Origin of the sequence: Streptomyces sp. NPDC058683 (assembly GCF_042716195.1) — a bacterium.
Classification (GTDB): Bacteria; Actinomycetota; Actinomycetes; order Streptomycetales; family Streptomycetaceae; genus Streptomyces.
On record NZ_JBHXSK010000001.1, the window covers coordinates 105,101 to 120,726 of the forward strand.

16 protein-coding genes are annotated in these 15,626 nt (G+C 69.4%); 5 read left to right on the forward strand and 11 right to left on the reverse strand.

The window, feature by feature from the left end; genetic code table 11:
- Positions 1-150 precede the first annotated feature (150 nt).
- From ACFWXC_RS00605 to ACFWXC_RS00625, 5 genes are all read right to left on the reverse strand, one after another.
- Complete coding sequence (locus tag ACFWXC_RS00605; RefSeq protein ID WP_384470732.1) at positions 151-342, reverse strand: hypothetical protein; 192 nt, start codon at positions 340-342, stop codon at positions 151-153.
- Positions 339-1,979 (reverse strand): hypothetical protein, encoded by a 1,641-nt coding sequence (locus ACFWXC_RS00610; protein WP_384470735.1) that lies wholly within the window; start codon positions 1,977-1,979, stop codon positions 339-341. The genes ACFWXC_RS00605 and ACFWXC_RS00610 overlap by 4 nt, the downstream gene beginning before the upstream one ends.
- Complete coding sequence (locus tag ACFWXC_RS00615; RefSeq protein ID WP_384470738.1) at positions 1,976-2,617, reverse strand: WhiB family transcriptional regulator; 642 nt, start codon at positions 2,615-2,617, stop codon at positions 1,976-1,978. The genes ACFWXC_RS00610 and ACFWXC_RS00615 overlap by 4 nt, the downstream gene beginning before the upstream one ends.
- Before the next feature lie 155 nt (positions 2,618-2,772).
- Positions 2,773-3,477: a hypothetical protein gene (locus tag ACFWXC_RS00620; RefSeq protein WP_384470741.1), complete on the reverse strand. Its 705-nt coding sequence runs from the start codon at positions 3,475-3,477 to the stop codon at positions 2,773-2,775.
- Positions 3,478-3,479: 2 nt separating this feature from the next.
- Positions 3,480-4,388, reverse strand: coding sequence for a helix-turn-helix domain-containing protein (locus tag ACFWXC_RS00625; protein ID WP_384470744.1), 909 nt, complete (start codon positions 4,386-4,388; stop codon positions 3,480-3,482).
- A gap of 798 nt (positions 4,389-5,186) precedes the next feature.
- On the opposite strand from ACFWXC_RS00625, the gene ACFWXC_RS00630 reads away from it, so the two are divergent.
- Positions 5,187-6,095 (forward strand): helix-turn-helix domain-containing protein, encoded by a 909-nt coding sequence (locus ACFWXC_RS00630; RefSeq protein ID WP_384470747.1) that lies wholly within the window; start codon positions 5,187-5,189, stop codon positions 6,093-6,095.
- A gap of 264 nt (positions 6,096-6,359) precedes the next feature.
- On the opposite strand, the gene ACFWXC_RS00635 is transcribed toward ACFWXC_RS00630, so the two are convergent.
- Positions 6,360-6,938, reverse strand: a complete 579-nt coding sequence (locus tag ACFWXC_RS00635; RefSeq protein ID WP_384470750.1) for a TetR/AcrR family transcriptional regulator — start codon at positions 6,936-6,938, stop codon at positions 6,360-6,362.
- Positions 6,939-7,057: 119 nt separating this feature from the next.
- Here ACFWXC_RS00635 and ACFWXC_RS00640 point away from each other — a divergent pair, with 119 nt between their 5' ends.
- The 4 genes from ACFWXC_RS00640 to ACFWXC_RS00655 all read left to right on the forward strand — a co-directional run bounded on the left by ACFWXC_RS00640 (position 7,058) and on the right by ACFWXC_RS00655 (position 9,516).
- Positions 7,058-8,041, forward strand: coding sequence for an aldo/keto reductase (locus ACFWXC_RS00640; protein ID WP_384471558.1), 984 nt, complete (start codon positions 7,058-7,060; stop codon positions 8,039-8,041).
- 117 nt (positions 8,042-8,158) lie between these two features.
- On the forward strand, positions 8,159-8,560 hold the full coding sequence (locus tag ACFWXC_RS00645; protein WP_384470753.1) for a VOC family protein: 402 nt from the start codon (positions 8,159-8,161) through the stop codon (positions 8,558-8,560).
- A 331-nt stretch (positions 8,561-8,891) separates the two neighbouring features.
- On the forward strand, positions 8,892-9,347 hold the full coding sequence (locus tag ACFWXC_RS00650) for a hypothetical protein (protein WP_384470755.1): 456 nt from the start codon (positions 8,892-8,894) through the stop codon (positions 9,345-9,347).
- A 1-nt stretch (position 9,348) separates the two neighbouring features.
- Positions 9,349-9,516: a hypothetical protein gene (locus tag ACFWXC_RS00655; protein ID WP_384470758.1), complete on the forward strand. Its 168-nt coding sequence runs from the start codon at positions 9,349-9,351 to the stop codon at positions 9,514-9,516.
- A 482-nt stretch (positions 9,517-9,998) separates the two neighbouring features.
- On the opposite strand, the gene ACFWXC_RS00660 is transcribed toward ACFWXC_RS00655, so the two are convergent.
- From ACFWXC_RS00660 to ACFWXC_RS00680, 5 genes are all read right to left on the reverse strand, one after another.
- Positions 9,999-11,201 carry an amidohydrolase family protein gene (locus ACFWXC_RS00660; protein WP_384470761.1) on the reverse strand — a complete coding sequence of 401 codons (1,203 nt, stop codon included), beginning with the start codon at positions 11,199-11,201 and terminating at the stop codon, positions 9,999-10,001.
- Positions 11,202-11,229: 28 nt separating this feature from the next.
- Positions 11,230-12,345 (reverse strand): MAB_1171c family putative transporter, encoded by a 1,116-nt coding sequence (locus ACFWXC_RS00665; RefSeq protein ID WP_384470764.1) that lies wholly within the window; start codon positions 12,343-12,345, stop codon positions 11,230-11,232.
- A gap of 3 nt (positions 12,346-12,348) precedes the next feature.
- Entirely contained in the window at positions 12,349-12,951 is a 603-nt protein-coding gene (locus ACFWXC_RS00670) for a hypothetical protein (RefSeq protein ID WP_384470767.1), read from the reverse strand.
- A 903-nt stretch (positions 12,952-13,854) separates the two neighbouring features.
- Positions 13,855-14,325, reverse strand: a complete 471-nt coding sequence (locus ACFWXC_RS00675) for a hypothetical protein (protein ID WP_384470770.1) — start codon at positions 14,323-14,325, stop codon at positions 13,855-13,857.
- Between the two features lie 47 nt (positions 14,326-14,372).
- A complete protein-coding gene (locus ACFWXC_RS00680) occupies positions 14,373-15,563 on the reverse strand; it encodes an NUDIX domain-containing protein (protein WP_384470773.1) in 1,191 nt (396 codons plus the stop codon).
- Between the last annotated feature and the right edge of the window lie 63 nt (positions 15,564-15,626).

Here is a 15,626-nt window from a genome sequence, read left to right on the forward strand (position 1 = left end):
GGCGGCATGCAGGAGCCGTTGGCCGACCAGTACGTGTTCCCAGGCGCTGGCCTCGGCAGCCGTTGGCTCGGAGGGGCGAGAGGGACGCGGTATCACGGTGTGTCTCCTAGAGCGGGGCGGGTGGCGCGGTTGAGCTGGAGTTTTGCCGGGTCAGCCGCATTCGGGGCAGCGGCTGACGTGGCTGCTGAGCGTTCGGGCCATCCGCTGCTTCGTCGAGGCGGCAGTCTTTGCGCTGGACTTCGCTGCGGGCCTGCCCTCGTGCCGTTGGGAGTGGGCGACCAAGAAGCCGATCTCCCGCTCGTACTCCGCGCGGACGGTGTCGAACTGGTGGCAGGTCTTCATCGGGTGGTGTTCCTTGTCGTCGTGGTGCCGTCGCTCCGCAGTTCCTGGAGGACGAGGCTCAGCCGGTCGTTCCGGCCGCCCTTCAAGCCCTCGCGGCGGAGGATCTCCCGCAGCTGCACACGGGTCACTGCTTCGTTGCCGTCCCGTTCGAGTAGGGCGGGGACGTGGGGGCGGACCTGCTGGACGAGCTGGTCCACCGACTGCTCCGGCTCCCCGGGAGGGCGCTGTGTCTGCGGGGTGCGGGGCCGGCCGCGCTTCGCCTTGCTCTTCGTCCTGGTCTTCGTGGTCGTCTTCCGGCGGAGGGGGACCTTGTGTCCCCGGTCCCCGGTGGTGTCGGTCCCCGATTCGGTGTCGGTCGGTCCCCGGTCCCCGGTGGTGTCGGTCCCCGAATCGGCGGCGCTCGGTCCCCGGTCCCCGGTGGTGTCGGTCCCCGAATCGGCGGCGCTCGGTCCCCGACGCGAATCAGGGCCCTGAGCAGGTACTTCTCGCGCACTGCCGCCGGTCCCCGCGCCCGCTGCGTCCCCCGTCGCAGTCTCCGGCTTGGCGGGACCGGTCCCCGGGACCGAGCGAGCTTCTGGGGCCATGGTCCCCGCGACGGTCCCCGCTTCGTGGCCTTCGGTCCCCGCGTCTGCCGATGCATTCGAGTCCGCGATCTCGGGGACCGGTCCCCGAGGGTCACCCGGTCCCCGGTCCGGGTTCAGTTCGCCGAGACAGTGGGGACCGTGGACGGGGATCGGCGTATTCGACGTCGCCTGCGCGGGGACCGTGGCGGCCATTGAGGTGCTGAACGTCGGGGACCAGGGAGAGGGAAGTGGGACCGTGGCGAGCGCGAGAGCGTGCCGACGTGCGGCGAGCTGGTCGAGCAGCTGCGCGCGCTGGAGGGGGTCGGTGCCGACAGAGGCCCTGCCGACCGCCTTCGACAGACGCCGCGTGAGTCGTCGCCCGCGTCGGTTCCGCTGCTGCTCGGGTGTGCGCTCGGCGAGGCGGGCGGCGAGGGCGACCGCGCGTGCAGTGGCCCGGTCCCGGGTGATCTGCGCGGCGTTGCGGTCTCGCGCGGCGATGCCTAGGCGGGACAGGAGCCGTTCGCGTACCTCCCGGCCCAGGACGGCGATCAGACCGTTGGAGGCGGCACCCGGGGTGCGCAGGCGCAGCTCGATACCCATCGCGAGGTGCCACAGCATCGCCGCCATGACCGGCCCCACGAAGGCCCGGACCGTACCGCCGATGGGACCACTCTCGGCGTAGGCGGGGATCACCTGCACCCCGGTGATCACCCAGACCAGCGTGCCCGGTACGCCGGGGGCGCCCTGGGCGGCCAGGTTCTGCCGGGCCATCAGCGCGGTCGCGAACAGGGCGAGTTCGGCTGCGGCGAACATGCCGGCCCGCTCGGCGGTGCCTGCCATGTCGAGGTAGTCGGCCGCGAAGCGCCACGAGGTGTCGGCGCTGTAGGCGGTGCAGCCCAGGGCGGCAACGGCGGCGACCTTGATTGCCGGGCCGCTGAGACGTTTCTGCGGGCGGGTCCCCCGGCGTCGGATGGTCCAGGCGGTCAGCCCGAGGGCGAGGACGGCGGGCACGGCGGCGGCGAGGAGGAGTGTGAGGTCCGGAGCGGCGCTGAGGGCGAGGACGGCGTGGGTCATGCGGCCTTTCCGAGAGGGGCGTGCGCCGGGCTCGACGCTGCCGGGCGGGCAGTCGGCTGCTGGGTACCGTGCGCGGCGGGCGTGGGGCTGCCTTTTGCTGGGGTGGCCTTCTTCCGCTTCTTCTTGGGGCGCGGCACGCCGTAGGTGCGGTCGCGGTCGAAGACCTTGTTGGCGGCCTGCCGGAGTAGGTCACGGGCGTGCTTGTGGCTGATCTGCAGGGCGGCGGCGAGCCGGTCGGGGCGCCACCCGCGTACGTAGGCGTGGTCGATGACGACCTGCCGTTCGGCCTCGGTCAGGTGTACGTCGCGTCCGTGGAAGAAGGCGGTCACGCGCCGGTAGTCGAGGCGCTTGGGCAGTCCGTCGTGCCAGGGGCGCCGCTCGGCTTCGGTGAGCCCGCCCCAGATGCCTTCCTTGAGGACGTTCTCCAGAGCGAAGTTGAGGCAGTCGCTGCGTACCGGGCACCAGCCGCACAGCTCTTTGGCCTCGGCTATGGCTTCGTGGTCCCGGGGGAGCGGGAAGAACACGGCGTCGGCGTCCTCGACGTCCATGCCGTGGCATGCCCCGTGGGTGTGCCAGCTGGTGTCTGCGATACCGCGTAGGCCGCTGGCCGGCGTGTCGTGGGTGGTGATGTGGCGCAAGGGGGTCTCCGATGTGCTGCCGTGCCGGCCGGTCAGGGGGCTCCGGCTGGGATGCGGCGTCGGGTACCGGCTGCGGCGCAGAGGGGGCGCCGCAGCCGAGGCGGGACGGTGGCGTGGTGATGCACCGGACGGGGTGCACCGGCCTTTCGCGCCGGTCAGGCCATGGCGGGCTGCTGGACCTTGGCCTGCTGTGCGGCGGCAAGATCTCGGCGGCCGGGGTGCGGGGTGGCGCGCGGGGCGGTGGCGCGGACCCCGTCGTCGGGGCCGATCCGCCGGCGGCGGCAGGGCTCGCCCGGCTGGGCCTTGCACCACTCGCAGCGCACGCCCAGGGCGTCGGGCTGCCCCTGGACGATCGCCGCCTCCCGTGCTGCCCGGGCGGGCCGGAAGGGCGCGAGGGCGGCTCGGGCAGCGGGCGGAATGCAGGAGCCGACCTGCTCCAGCATCGCCTCCAGCTGCGGATCGGTCCCCTCGCGACCGCTGGTGATCGCACGGGCCTGAGCAGGCTCCGCGAGGCCGGCGGCGACGGCGCGGCGGGTGCCGGCCAGCTCGGCGGCCCAGGCGGCCTGGTCGTCCGGATCGGCGGACGGCGTCGGGTCGGAGTGCCGGGCCAGGCGGTCACGCCGGTAGCTCTCCCAGGGACGGACCACGTCCGCGGGCAGGATCTGGTACGGCGAGGTGCGGATGTGCTGGCGGGCGGCGACGCGGGCGTCCCAGCCGTGTGGAGTGGCCATCGGCACGTCGCCGAGCAGCTCGTGCCACTGGGCGAGCTGGTCGCGGGCCTCGCCCTGGTCGGTGCGGGTGGTGCGGGGGTCGAGTCGGCCGATGTAGGCCAGCAGGGCGGCGGTTTCGCGGCGGTCCACGGTCAGCCCTCCGTTCCGGTCGGCTCGTCCAGAGCGGCGAGAAGTGCGGCGGTGTGGGCCTCGGCGCGGGTCATGCCGCCGGTCGGGGCGGGACCGCTGCCGGGCAAGGCGTACAGGCCGGTGTGGGCGGGGGCGTGTTCGCGGGCTATCCAGGAGCGCCAGTCGGCCGCCCAGGAAGCCGCCGTGCGGGGACTGAATCCGGCGCGGTGGCTGCGCCACTTCGCGTCGGCCGCTCGCATGCCCTGCTCGCCGAGGCGGTCGAGGTGTCCGTTCTGGCGGGCCCAGGCGTGGCTGTCTGGGTCGACCTGCCATGCGTCGGCCGGGGTGACGGCGGCACCACTACTGCTGCCCTTACGGTTCACCTTCGGTTCTCTACGGTTCTGGGGGTCGGATCCCGCACCGTGCGGTGTACGGATTCCGGCACGTCGACGGGTCGGATTCCGGCGTGAGGGGCCGGATTCCGTACCGGCCGGATTCCGGCGCGGGGGCCCGGAATCCGTACCCCTCTTGGGGAAGATTCCGTACCGTCGCAGGCCCTTCTGGTCCTCCTCGTCCAGGTCGGGTACCGGGTCGGATTCCTCCGGAGGCTCGACATACGCCTCCGGGTCCCTACCCCTGGTGGCGGTGACCTTGGCCAGCCACGCAGCAGCGCGGGGCAGCCGGTAGACCGTGGTGCGCTGGGGGCCCTCCAGATGGTCGAGGACCTTGAGTTCCCCGCTCTTGTCGAGGGCGGTGAGCGCGTCCCGTACGGCGGTACGGGACGCGTTCGTGCGCTCGACCAGACTTGAGATGGAGGCCCAGGCGACGCACGTGTCGTCGGCGACCCGGTCGGCGATCGACAGCATCACCAGGCGGGCGGTGCCCCGGCTGGAGCTGTGCTCCCACACCCACTCGCGGGCGTCGACACTCATCGGCGGCCCCCGGTCATGAGAGCGAGCTGCCGCTTCGCCGCCTTGCGGGTGCCGTGCGGCGGGCGGGAGCGGAGAGTCGTCAGGACGAAGGTGGTTGTCGCGCAGGCCGGACCCATGGGTCTTTCGCGCAGGGCAGGAGGCATGCAAAAATCCCCTTTGCAGTGCTGCCACGCTGACGCGCCCCGTGCAAAGGGTTCAGCGTGGTGGTGGGCAATCTCCGTTCCCGTAGGGCCTAGCCGGGCCTTCGTGGGAGCGGTACGTGCCGCTATGCGTCCGGCGTCCGGGAGTAGCCGCTCTCGGGCGCCGTCGCTGTATGCGGTTCTGTGTGGCCTGGTTGGTACTAGCCGTGCTCCTCTTATTCACCGCCCCCGGAGCGGGCTGTCCGAGGGGACGACGAACATACGCACGGCGCCGCAACAAGATCCAGAGTTGGTTCTAAAACTCTGTAGTAGTTGCAGAACGTGAACCCTGAAGGGCGCTCCGTCACCGTGGTTGCCCTCGTGTAGGCATGAGATCCGTGCGCGGTCCGCCGCCTACCGCCGTGGGTAGCGCCGGCGTGACGGTGTGGTCACGCTGCCCGGCGTAAGGGGTGCTGTGGCATCGCGCGGACTTCCTGATGGAGGGGCAGGGGCAGGCTCGAACCGAAGTGGGCCTCGTGGCCGCCCGGTGGAACTGTGGGCGAATCGGGACACCTTCACGTGCAGGGGCGCCCGTCTTTCGCTAAGCTGAAGTTATTCTCGGTGGAAACAAAAGTCAACAAGATGCATAGGCTTCATTTTAGAGAAAAAGCGAGGTCAGATGTCTGCCCGTCACTTCGACCGGCACCGCGCTCGCGCGGTACGGCGAGCCGCCGAGCGCTCCCAGAGCGACGTGGCGGCAGAAGTGGGTGTGGGCAACTCGGCGGTCGCGAACTGGGAATCTGGCCATACCTCGCCCGATCCGGAGAAGCTGCCCGCATATGCGGCGGCGCTCAGGAGCAGCCTGGACGACCTGTTCCCCCGCGAGGGCCTTCCGGATCTAGCCGACCTGCGATGCGATGCCGGCCTCTACCGGTATGAGACGGCCGAGGTGATCGGCACCAAGAGCGCCGGCCCTGTCACCGGAGCCGAGCGCGGCGACCGTCGGCTCAAGGACATGTACGTCCCGCTCCTCGCGAAGAAGTACGGCGTCAGCGAAGTGGAACTGCGCCGGGCACAAGACCGTTCCATGGCCGCAGCTGAGACGAGGAAGAGCAACACAGCAGCAGAGCCCGGCTCTCAGAAGCCCGCCGTTGAGCGCCGGAGCGGGCCGCCGGAATCGCTCGCCGAGAAGATCACTGAGATCCTGCAGCGCTCCTATCCCGGGCCGGACGGTCCGCCCTCGGATGCGGAGATGGCGGCAGAGGTCAACGCGCGCGCTGGAGCGGACCTCATCACCGCCGGCGACTTCGAGGATCTGCGGACCGGTGCCACGGACACGGTGCTCCCTGCGGTTCTGGACGCGCTGGCCGACATCGTCGGCGTCTCGCGGATGTACTTCGAGGCTGATGAGGCCGTGGCCGCCCAGGTCTACGAGGGGCTGAGGCTGCTGGCTGCCGCAAAGCAAGGTGCTGTGGGCCGTGTGAGAGCTCGTGGACTGGGCGCACAGGGCCTGCCGCCCGAGGCGATGGCACTGATCAACGAGCTGGTGGCAGAAATGGCGGAGAAGCAAGAGAACGTAGACGGATAGTGCGCTTCACGCTCTGCTGGTGGAGCTATTTGAATGAATCTCCCCACCCCCTGCTTGCTTGATAACACCAGGCCGACTGGGGCGAGGAGCAGCCCTGGTGGTTTTCAAGGCTGTGGCGGAGGTTTTCTGAAGATTGTCGCGCTACGACAGTTGATGCACCGCCCGGCCGGTCGCGCACTGTTGGTCGTCGCTCAGTCTGCCCCCCGCGGCGGGCCGCTCCGCCCATGAGTTCGGGCAACCGGCTTGAGTGATCCCCTGCTGGCTCTATCCGCGTGGTGTGGTGATCTGCCGTACGGCGTGGACGACGGCGGCGCGGTGCTGGATCAGTCGCTCCGCCGGCCACGGGGCGCTTCCGCTGGTCGGGCTCATGCCGCCGGTGAGGCTGAACCAGGTCTGGGTCAGCGCCAGCACGAAAGCCACCAGGTCCTCGGGGCCGAGCTCCGGATCGACTCGGCCCTGCTCCTGGGCCGCCGCAACGGCTGTGGTCTTCGCGGTGTAGGTAGCGGCCTCCTGGTCGGTGGCGCCGGGGCGCTCCAGCAGTTTCCAGAAGAGCAGCCGCATCAGGTGGGGGTGGGCGACCAGGTCGTCGAAGATCTGTCCCGCGACTTCGGGGAGGTCCTCGGCGTCGAAGCGCACGGTCTCCGTGCCCACGGCCAGCACCCGCTCGATCACCGCGTCGAACAGCTGCTCCTTGTTACCGAAGTAGGCATAGATCCTCTGCTTGTTCGCGTGGGCCGCCTCGGCGATGCGGTCCACCCGGGCGCCGGCCAGACCGTGCGCGGCGAACTCGGCGGTGGCGGCGTCCAGGAGGCGTTCCTTGGTCGCGGCGGAGTCTCGGGGCATGCAGTCACTCTAACAAGTAACCATCCAGTTGGTTTGACACCTGTGAAGGCGTGCCACACCATAGAAACCATCCAGTTGGTTGCTACAGCTTGGCGACCTCGGCACAAGGAGGATCAATGATGGAAATCCGCCCGCTCGGCAGCCAGGGCCTCACCGTCTCCGCCCAGGGACTTGGCCTCATGGGGATGAGCGCCTTCTACGGCGGCACCGATGAGGCCGAATCGCTGGCCACCATCGACCGTGCCCTGGAACTGGGCGTGACCCTGTTCGACACTGCCGAGATCTACGGCCCCTTCACCAACGAGCAGCTCCTGGGCAAGGCGCTCACCGGCCGCCGCGAGCAGGCCGTGATCGCCACCAAGACCGGCATCGAGATCGGCGACGACGGTGCGGTGACCGGCCTCAACGGGCGCCCCGAGTACATCCGCCGCGCCCTGGATCGCTCCCTGCGCCACCTGAACACCGACCACGTCGATCTCTACTACCTGCACAGGGTCGACCCGCAGGTGCCGATCGAGGAAACCGTCGGCGCCATGGGCGAGCTGGTGGACGCCGGCAAGATCCGCCACATCGGACTGTCCGAGGCCTCGCCGCAGACCATCCGCCGCGCCCACCGCGTCCACCCGCTGAGCGCGGTCCAGACCGAGTACTCGCTCTTCGAGCGCGGCATCGAGCAGGACGGGGTCATGGCCACACTGAAGGAGCTCGGGATCGGCCTGGTCGCCTACTCGCCGCTGGGGCGCGGCTTCCTCTCCGGCGCGATAACCAGCCCGGACGACTTCGCCGCCGACGACTACCGCCGCATCGACCCCCGCTTCCTGGCCGAGAACTTCCGGCGCAACCTGGCCGTGGTCGACGAAGTCCGCCGGATCGCCACGGCCAAGGAGGTCACACCCTCCCAGCTGGCCCTCGCCTGGGTCCTGCACCAGGGCGCGGTCGCCATCCCCGGCACCAAGCGCCGCCGCTACCTGGAAGAGAACAGCGCCGCCGCCGACGTGACCATCACCGCGCGGGAGATGGCCGCCATCGATGCGGTCGCCCCGCACGGGATCGTCGCCGGCGACCGCTACACCCCCGACCAGATGCAGCTTCTGAACGGGTGAGAACGGGGCCTCCCGTCGGGCGGCCCGCCACGGCTCGGCCTCCCGGGAGGCCGAGATACAGCAATCCCACCAGTCCTGGACGCTTGCGTAGGCGGCGTCCTCAGTCTCCGGAAAGAGATGAGCACAATGATCGACCATGTCTTCCTGACGGTGCGCGACCGGGAACGCTCAGCCTCGTTCTACAGCGAGGCGCTGAAGCCGCTGGGCATGCGCCACGTGTTCGACTTCGACGGCTCAGCCGCCCCGGAGTGGGTCGGCGACCTCGCGGGGTTCGGATCCGACACGGCCTTCACGTTCTGGCTGCGCGAAGGCGACAGCCAGGGACACGCCGCGCACGTCGGCTTCACCGCATCCTCGAGGGAGGTCGTCGACGCGGCGTACGCGGCGGCCATGGCAGCGGGGGCGACCGACAACGGCGCACCCGGGGAGCGCCCCTACTTCGCTCCCGGATACTACGCGGCCAACGTCCTCGACCCCGATGGGTACAGCCTGGAGTTCACCCACCACGGGCGGCCCTGACCCGGAGGTTCTCCGCGGGCCTGCGTGGACGGCGACGGGCCGGCCTGCCCCCGCTTCACGGCGACGGCACCAGCACCGGCGGGAGGAGGCCGACGACTCGCCCGTGACGGCGTTCGGGCGCCCATAGGCGGCGCCTGAACGCCGTTTCAGTTCAGGAAACAGACATTTGGTGAAGGGCGCGGTGCCGTCCGGCACAAGGGTGGCGGTCGCGTTGAGACTGAGCGCGAGACTTGGCGGTTGAGCGCTCGTGCCGGCGAGCCACAGGCGGACGCGCGCACGATCGTCCGAAATCGCGATGACCTGCGATGACGGGCCGTTGCGCAGTACACGCATGTCGAACGACATCGCCTATCCCGTCTTCCGTACGCCCGACCTCGCACTCGCCCTCAGCACCGCGCGCCGTCTCATGGAGTTCGGTCGCTGCGAGTACTCCGAGGTCTCCGTGTACGCAGAGATTCGTTCCGTCGCCGAGGTGCGGCGTGTGGCGAAGGAGCTGCCCGAGGGGTGGTTCCGGGGACAGGCGGATTGCCTGGACGTCGACGGGGTGCCGTTGGAGGAGCAGCCCGCGCTGGTCGTCGGCGTGCAGGGGCCCGGTCTGCCGGCCGACCCGGCCGCGTACGAGGGACGGCTGCCGGTGGAGTGCGAGCTGTACGACCAGCCGGTCGGCAGCATCGAGGACGCGTTCACGGCGGCGATCGGCGCGGAACGTGGGCTGGATCAACTGGGAGATGCTGTGCTGGCCGGACGCGCCCGAGGTGGGTTTTCACGGCGAGTCCAAGCACGCTGAGGTGACGCTCCTCTTCAACACCCGCACCCGCGAGCTCGACGATGACCACACCGTCCTCGTCCATGTCCGCAGCACCAGCGTCGACGGCCGCCAGATGAGGGTGCCGTACGCGCACTGGCTCGTCGAGCAGGGGGGACTCACGGTCATAGGGCCTGGGCGGCGGCTCTGAAGCAGGCCGGCCGCTCCGACCAGTGACGCCTCGCCGCCCGCCGTGCTGGCGGTGTACCTGCCGCTCCGAGATCCACAACGCCAAGGCAGATTCAACGGGAGGGCTCTCGGGCTCCTCCCGTGCGGTCCGCGTGCAGGAGGCCGGCTACGCCCTTCATGATTGCTCCAGCCACCGTGCCCGGGCCGCTGACGCCCGCGCTGAGAAGGTGCTGCGCGCCAAGATCGCAGAGAACTCCCCCAACCCGCGCTGACGCAAGTGGACTTTGGTGACCATCGCCAACCCCTAGGCTCAAGCTTCGCCCGTCGCCCTCCGGCGTGGCCGGGACCGGTTCCTAGACTCGCTCGTCGAACCCCGATGGGGGTTATGGACCGCCGATCGTATGCGTGCTTATAGATCGTATGCGTGCTTATAGAAGGGAGGACCGGCATGCCGAGTCCACGCGGTCCGGGCTGCGACCCTGTCGGGCGCAGCCCGGGGCGCGGCTACGACTGCGGCTGGGGCCGCGAGTCCGGTTCGCACACGCGGCCGTCGGCGATCACCGCCCGCTTCTGTGTGAGGGCGGCGAGGTCGGACAGGGGGTCACCGTCGACGACCAGCAGGTCCGCTCGGAACCCGGATGCGATACGGCCGGTCGACTCGCCGAGCCCGAGGGCCTCGGCGGCGTGGACGGTGGCCATGTCGATGACCCGGTCGTTCGAGATGCCCAGGTGCGCATAGAACCCGAGGGCCAGCGCGAGCGACCCCTCGAACCCGGTCCGCTGCACGCCGGCGTCGGTCCCGGCGAGGAGCCTGACGCCGGCCTCCGCCATCTCCCGGACCTGGCCGAAGAGGACCTTTGCCCGCTCCTCCCCGAACATGCGCGGCACCATCTTCCAGTGCGGGCTGACCGCGGGACAGACTGCGATGCCTTGGTCGATGATCTTTGCGACGACCTCCGGGCGCAGGCCGAAGCCGTCCTCCGTCATCCAGGAGCAGTGCTCGATGGTGTCCACGCCGGCGTCCACGGCCGCGGTGATGCCGTCCGCCCCGTGCGCGTGCGCGGCCACCGGCACACCGGCCCGATGCGCCTCGTCCACCAGAGCACGAAGCTCGCCCGCGGAGAACTGGCTCTGCCAGCTCTTGGGCCCGTCCTTGGTCAGGCCGCCCCCGGTCGCCATGACCTTGACGACGCCGGCACCGGCCGTCAGGTTGCGCCGCACGAGGTCACGGACCGCGCTCTGGCCGGAGACCTCGCCGCCCAGGAAGTGGCAATGGCCGCCAGGCGCGGTCAAGGGGGTTCCCGCCGAGACGATCCGGGGGCCGGCGGCGCTGCCGCGTACGATCTCCGCGTCCAGACGCAGCGCCAGATGGTTGCGGTCGCCGAGGTCGCGCACGGTCGTCACTCCGCTGGAGACGAGCTGGTGCGCACGTCGGCGCATATCCCTCAGGAGACTCTCGTCGTCCGAAGCTTGGAGCGAGGCCACAGGATCGCTGCCGCCGTCGAACACCAAGTGCACGTGGGCATCGATGAGTCCGGGAACGACCGTGGCGCCGGGAAACGCGAGGCGTTGTCCGTCCGGGCTGCAGCGGTTGTCCATCTGCGCTCGCGGCCCGACTGCGGTGATCGTGCCGCCTTCGATCAGGACGGCGCCGTCTTCCAGGTAGGAGCCGGAACCGGTGAGAACCCTGTCCGCCGTGATCAGCATGTCGTCTCGTCTCCTCGTTCTCCTACGGTCACGCGGTCTGCCGGAGGGCTTCCGACACCGCGATCAGCTGAGAGACATCCTCGTCCTGGCCCTGCACTGTGGGTGCTGCCAGGGCGACCGCCGGCCCGGGTGCCGGGACATCGCGCTTGATCATGTCGGCGGCGAGCTGCAGACGCGAGGCCAGATGGGCAGGCGCAAGATTCAGCAGGCTGGTGGCGTCTCCCCCTTCCACCACGTAAGGGCTTATGTCGACGAGCCCGTCCCGGCATTCCACGATCCGTCGGTGGTAGCGGCGGTGAACGCCACGGTGCCGCCAACGGTCCCAGATTCCCAACGAGGCGGGACGCAGTTCGTTCTGCGGATAGACCTCGATCAGGAGCTGCCAGAGCGGGGCCAGCCGGCGGTGATCCCGTCGTCGACGCAGCCACAGCCGGGTTGCGGTGATCCTGGCGCGGGCCACCGAGTAGGTGACGCCTGCGGCGAAGAGCAGGCTGGACACCACCAGCAGGACCGACACCGAGGTATTGACCCGGTACGGTACGGATCCACCGGTCCAGCGGACGGTGACGAACACCGCGCGGATGGCGCAGGCCACGGCCATCCCGCCCAGGCCGATCGCGGTCATCCACAGACCCGTAGCGTGAGGCCGGCGCGACATACGCGCATAGCGGGCGGACCACCACCCGGCGGCACCGACCGCGTACATCATGTACAGGCCGGCGACCGTGTAGAAGATGAAGATCTGGGCCATCGTCATGTCCACCGTGACGTACGGCTTGCCGAGCTCCTCACCAGGCACGGCCAGGGCCGCCACGGTGATCACCACCGCGACCAGCCCCACGACGACGCCTTCCCGCCGGGCACGACGGTGCGCGGAGGGCCCGTCGGCCGAGTACAGGTAGAAGCACATCAGGAAGTACAGGGCCGCGAGCAGCAGCAGGTTCTGGACGAGCCTGGCCACGCCGTGCCCGGCCAGGGTGTCGATGCCGTGCGCGCCCCCGGGCATGGCTACCGGATACGACAGCCCCATGGACAGAAGCGCGAGAGCCACCGACCGGGTGGGCGCGTCGTGCGGAGCGCGTGACCACAGGTAGAGCCGCCAGACGGCGGCGCCGGCGATGATCAGCAGAAGGTACTGAGCCACGGCCTACAACCACCCTCGCCGGTCACCGAGCGCGGACTGCACCCGACGCACCTGGGGATCCTCGGACAGGGGCGGGAGCGCATCGACCACCGAAGACCACTCCAGGATGATCGTCGCTGCCAGCTCGACCGAGCACTCCTCCGCGTCTTCGTACGAGCAGCGTGCGGCGACCCGCCGGATCAGCTTGGGGTCCAGGACCGGTATGAGGTCGGACCAGACCTCGACGAACTCGTCTGCGGACATCTCCGCAGCCTCCTGGTCCTCTCCCCATTCGGCGACGAGCATGTGGAGGACCTCGTGGAGGATGATCTGCCGCTGGTGCAGCCGGGTTGTCTCCTCCTGGTAGAGGATTACGTCCATCTGCGGGTGATCGATCCACAGCCCTGACGGCCCCGGCTTCTTCAGCGCGCACGGGCGCAGGACTATGGGGCGCCCACGCCGTTCGCTGAGGGCCTTGACCAGTTCGTGTACGTCCAGGGGCGGGGTGATGCCCAGGCTCCGCAGCTCTTGCCGCAGCCGACGGTGCAGATCGCGTTCCACGGTGCGGCGCTCGGCCGTACGCCACCGTCCCAGCCGGCGCAGGCTCACCCGAGCTCTCGCGGGCACCGTAGATTCCGGGCCGTCATGGCGGCTTCCTCCCGGAGGCATTGAGTAATCCCTTCGTACCGGCCGGCCCGCGGCTCATGTTCGGAGCCAGGGGCCAACCACCACGGGTCAACGTTGTTCGCTGCCCCGTCGGTACTCACGAGGGTGATCACAAAGCCCGGGCCAGCACCGGCGGAGGTATCTGCGTCCGCCTTCGCGAGCGAGGCGCATGGGCGCGGAAACTCCGCTCCGTGCAACCACAATCACTAGAGCGAACTGCAATCACCCCGCCAGGAATCCTTCAGTGAGGTCCTCAGGGGCCCCTCGGACTTTACGTGAAGCCGCTAGTGGATCAAGGCTGAAAAGTACCCATCCTGAGCCGCCTCCGGATGCTGGTTGGGTAACGGAGAGCGATCAAATTGACTTGTCGTTTTAGTGATCATGGCCGTGACCTGCCGCTTCATCTTGCGTTCATAGTGGTCACGGGCCTCCCGTCATTGTGCACTTCCGTTACTTTTTCGAGACCTTGCAACGGTTAGTTACCGGACGTAACGGCAGTAAGTTCCCGACTTCTGCTCGATGTTGGGTGTGGAAGTGTGAATGTGGGGGCTATCACGTCCGTATGCCTTGCATCGGATTATGTGGTGTGACCCTGGTTGCTCGTGGGGGCTTTCGGTCACTGATGCGGGTGTCTCGGACGGCTTCGCGCAGCGAATTCACGCCATCGCTGGTTGCGTTGACTGCCGCCGATGCACCTGCCGGTGCTGGCGGTGTACTTGCTGGGCCCACGCTGCTACTGCTCATGACTTCTCGGACGCAAATAGAGCGAGAAGATCGCCGAGAACCCGGTGTCCGCTCAGATCCCGGTGAAAGCCTGCAACTTGGACGTGGACAGGACGTGACACAGCTCCCCGGTCCGGGGTCCTAGACCGGGGTCCGGTCGGCTCCCAGCCCGAGGCGCATGGCGTCGACCAGCTGGCTCAGAGCGGTCTCGTACTCGGCGCGGCCTCGGGCATACGCTTCGTCGTCTGCGCGAGTGCCGACTGCGGCGAGGTCCCGTACGTCCCGAAGGCGGCGGAAGACGTACTCGGAGGCGGCGAAGACTTCCGGCGCGGCTGTGACCGCCATCTGGTATCGCACGCCGTAGCACGGCGCGAAGCTGTCGCGGGCGGCGTTTTCCCGCTCGGTCGGATCCAGGCCATCAGTTCGGGCGAGGCTGCGGAAAGCGTTGCGGGCCTGTGACAGGCAGGCAAGGTACTCGCTGTACAGAGCGCGACGCGCAGTGATCAGGCGCTCATCTTTGTCTCGGTGCCATCGAGTGCGGTCGAGTAAAGCGGCGGAAGCGGTCGCGATCAGAGCACCGACGACCGCGCTGGCCAGAGTCATCCACGGCATGCGTCAAACGGTAGAGAAGACGCCGTGTGGGTTCAGGCTCATCATGGTCAAGAGCACCGCTGATCCACCGAGTTCACGGGCGGGTCGGCGAAGGGGGTGAAGGCTGCAGGCGGGTGGACGATGGGCAGTGTGGGCTGCCAGGCCGTGAGGATCTGCGCGCTGCACACGAACAGTCCGTTGGGCAGGGCGTTGAGGGGCCACCAGCGCCAGGTGCCGACGCTTTCAGCGTCCTGGTCGGCAGGCTCGCCGTGCCAGCGGGTGACGACGGCGCCGACCGTCATGCGGACCACGTCGCCCACGCTGTCCAGCAGCGTTCCCATAAGCCGCACATCGGCTGCATCTGCGATCAGCCCGGTCTCCTCGGCGAGTTCGCGTACGACCGCCTGCTGGAGCGGTTCGCCGGGCTCGACGCTCCCGCCGGGCAGCTCCCAGGTTCCGAGTCGGTGCCGGCCCAGCAGTACTCCGTCCGGACCGTGGAGGACGGCGCCGACTCCGAGGGCCGCATGTGCGTGCGGCGGCCGGCCGGTGCGCGGGCGGGAGCTGATCCGGTTGGGCCTGCGGACCTCGAAGAGCCGGTAGGAGGCGTGGTTGTTGGCCTCGGGTGCGTCCAGGGCCGTGACCTTCTCCACCTCAAGCCCGTACTCGACGAGGAGTTCCTCCCACAGCGCGGAACTGAGGACCCACATCTGCACCGTCACGTCTTCGCCTCCGGCCAGGCGCAAGGTCTCCGGCCGTGCGGTGACAGAGGTGCCCGGCCCGCCGCCGAGGGAATTGGTGTGCAGGACGGTGAAGACGAGGCGGCCCCCGGGTTTGAGGGCGGTGGCCAGGGCAGGCAGCAGGCGGTGCGGGTCGATGTAGGGGAGGGCGTGGACGGAGTAGATCACGTCGTACGGTGCGCACTTCTGCAGGTGCGCGACGGCGTCTGCGACGGCCAGGGTGAGTCCAGGCTGCTGGTGGTACCGGGCACGGGCGCGCTCGATCTGCGGGGCTGAGGCATCAACGGCGTCCACCCGTGCTCCGTGGTCGCGGGCGAGGTGGGCGGCGTGCCGAGCGGTGCCGCAGCCGAGATCGAGAACCCGCTTGCCGCCGAGATCGCCGAGCGGTTGATCGCCCGGTCCGGTGCTGCCCGGTCCCCAGTCGACGCGGTCCACCTCCGCCGGCTGGGTGCCCCTTTGGAGGTGATGGGCGCCGTACGCCCTCCACGCGATGCCGTTGGCCTTCTCCGGGGTGTCCGTCATGTCGTGTCTCCGCGTTCGGTCGGCCAGGTGAAGGGCGAGGCGGGCCTCGGGCTGGCTGATCAC

What these genes read in the sequence shown, in the direction of transcription:
- ACFWXC_RS00630 (WP_384470747.1), top strand. Translation starts at nt 5,187, where the DNA reads ATGTCTGCCCGTCACTTCGACCGGCACCGCGCTCGCGCGGTACGGCGA.
- ACFWXC_RS00625 (WP_384470744.1), bottom strand. Translation starts at nt 4,388, where the DNA reads ATGAGTGTCGACGCCCGCGAGTGGGTGTGGGAGCACAGCTCCAGCCGG.
- ACFWXC_RS00635 (WP_384470750.1), bottom strand. Translation starts at nt 6,938, where the DNA reads ATGCCCCGAGACTCCGCCGCGACCAAGGAACGCCTCCTGGACGCCGCC.
- ACFWXC_RS00610 (WP_384470735.1), bottom strand. Translation starts at nt 1,979, where the DNA reads ATGACCCACGCCGTCCTCGCCCTCAGCGCCGCTCCGGACCTCACACTC.
- ACFWXC_RS00640 (WP_384471558.1), top strand. Translation starts at nt 7,058, where the DNA reads ATGGAAATCCGCCCGCTCGGCAGCCAGGGCCTCACCGTCTCCGCCCAG.
- ACFWXC_RS00680 (WP_384470773.1), bottom strand. Translation starts at nt 15,563, where the DNA reads ATGACGGACACCCCGGAGAAGGCCAACGGCATCGCGTGGAGGGCGTAC.
- ACFWXC_RS00660 (WP_384470761.1), bottom strand. Translation starts at nt 11,201, where the DNA reads ATGCTGATCACGGCGGACAGGGTTCTCACCGGTTCCGGCTCCTACCTG.
- ACFWXC_RS00675 (WP_384470770.1), bottom strand. Translation starts at nt 14,325, where the DNA reads ATGCCGTGGATGACTCTGGCCAGCGCGGTCGTCGGTGCTCTGATCGCG.
- ACFWXC_RS00645 (WP_384470753.1), top strand. Translation starts at nt 8,159, where the DNA reads ATGAGCACAATGATCGACCATGTCTTCCTGACGGTGCGCGACCGGGAA.
- ACFWXC_RS00650 (WP_384470755.1), top strand. Translation starts at nt 8,892, where the DNA reads ATGTCGAACGACATCGCCTATCCCGTCTTCCGTACGCCCGACCTCGCA.
- ACFWXC_RS00605 (WP_384470732.1), bottom strand. Translation starts at nt 342, where the DNA reads ATGAAGACCTGCCACCAGTTCGACACCGTCCGCGCGGAGTACGAGCGG.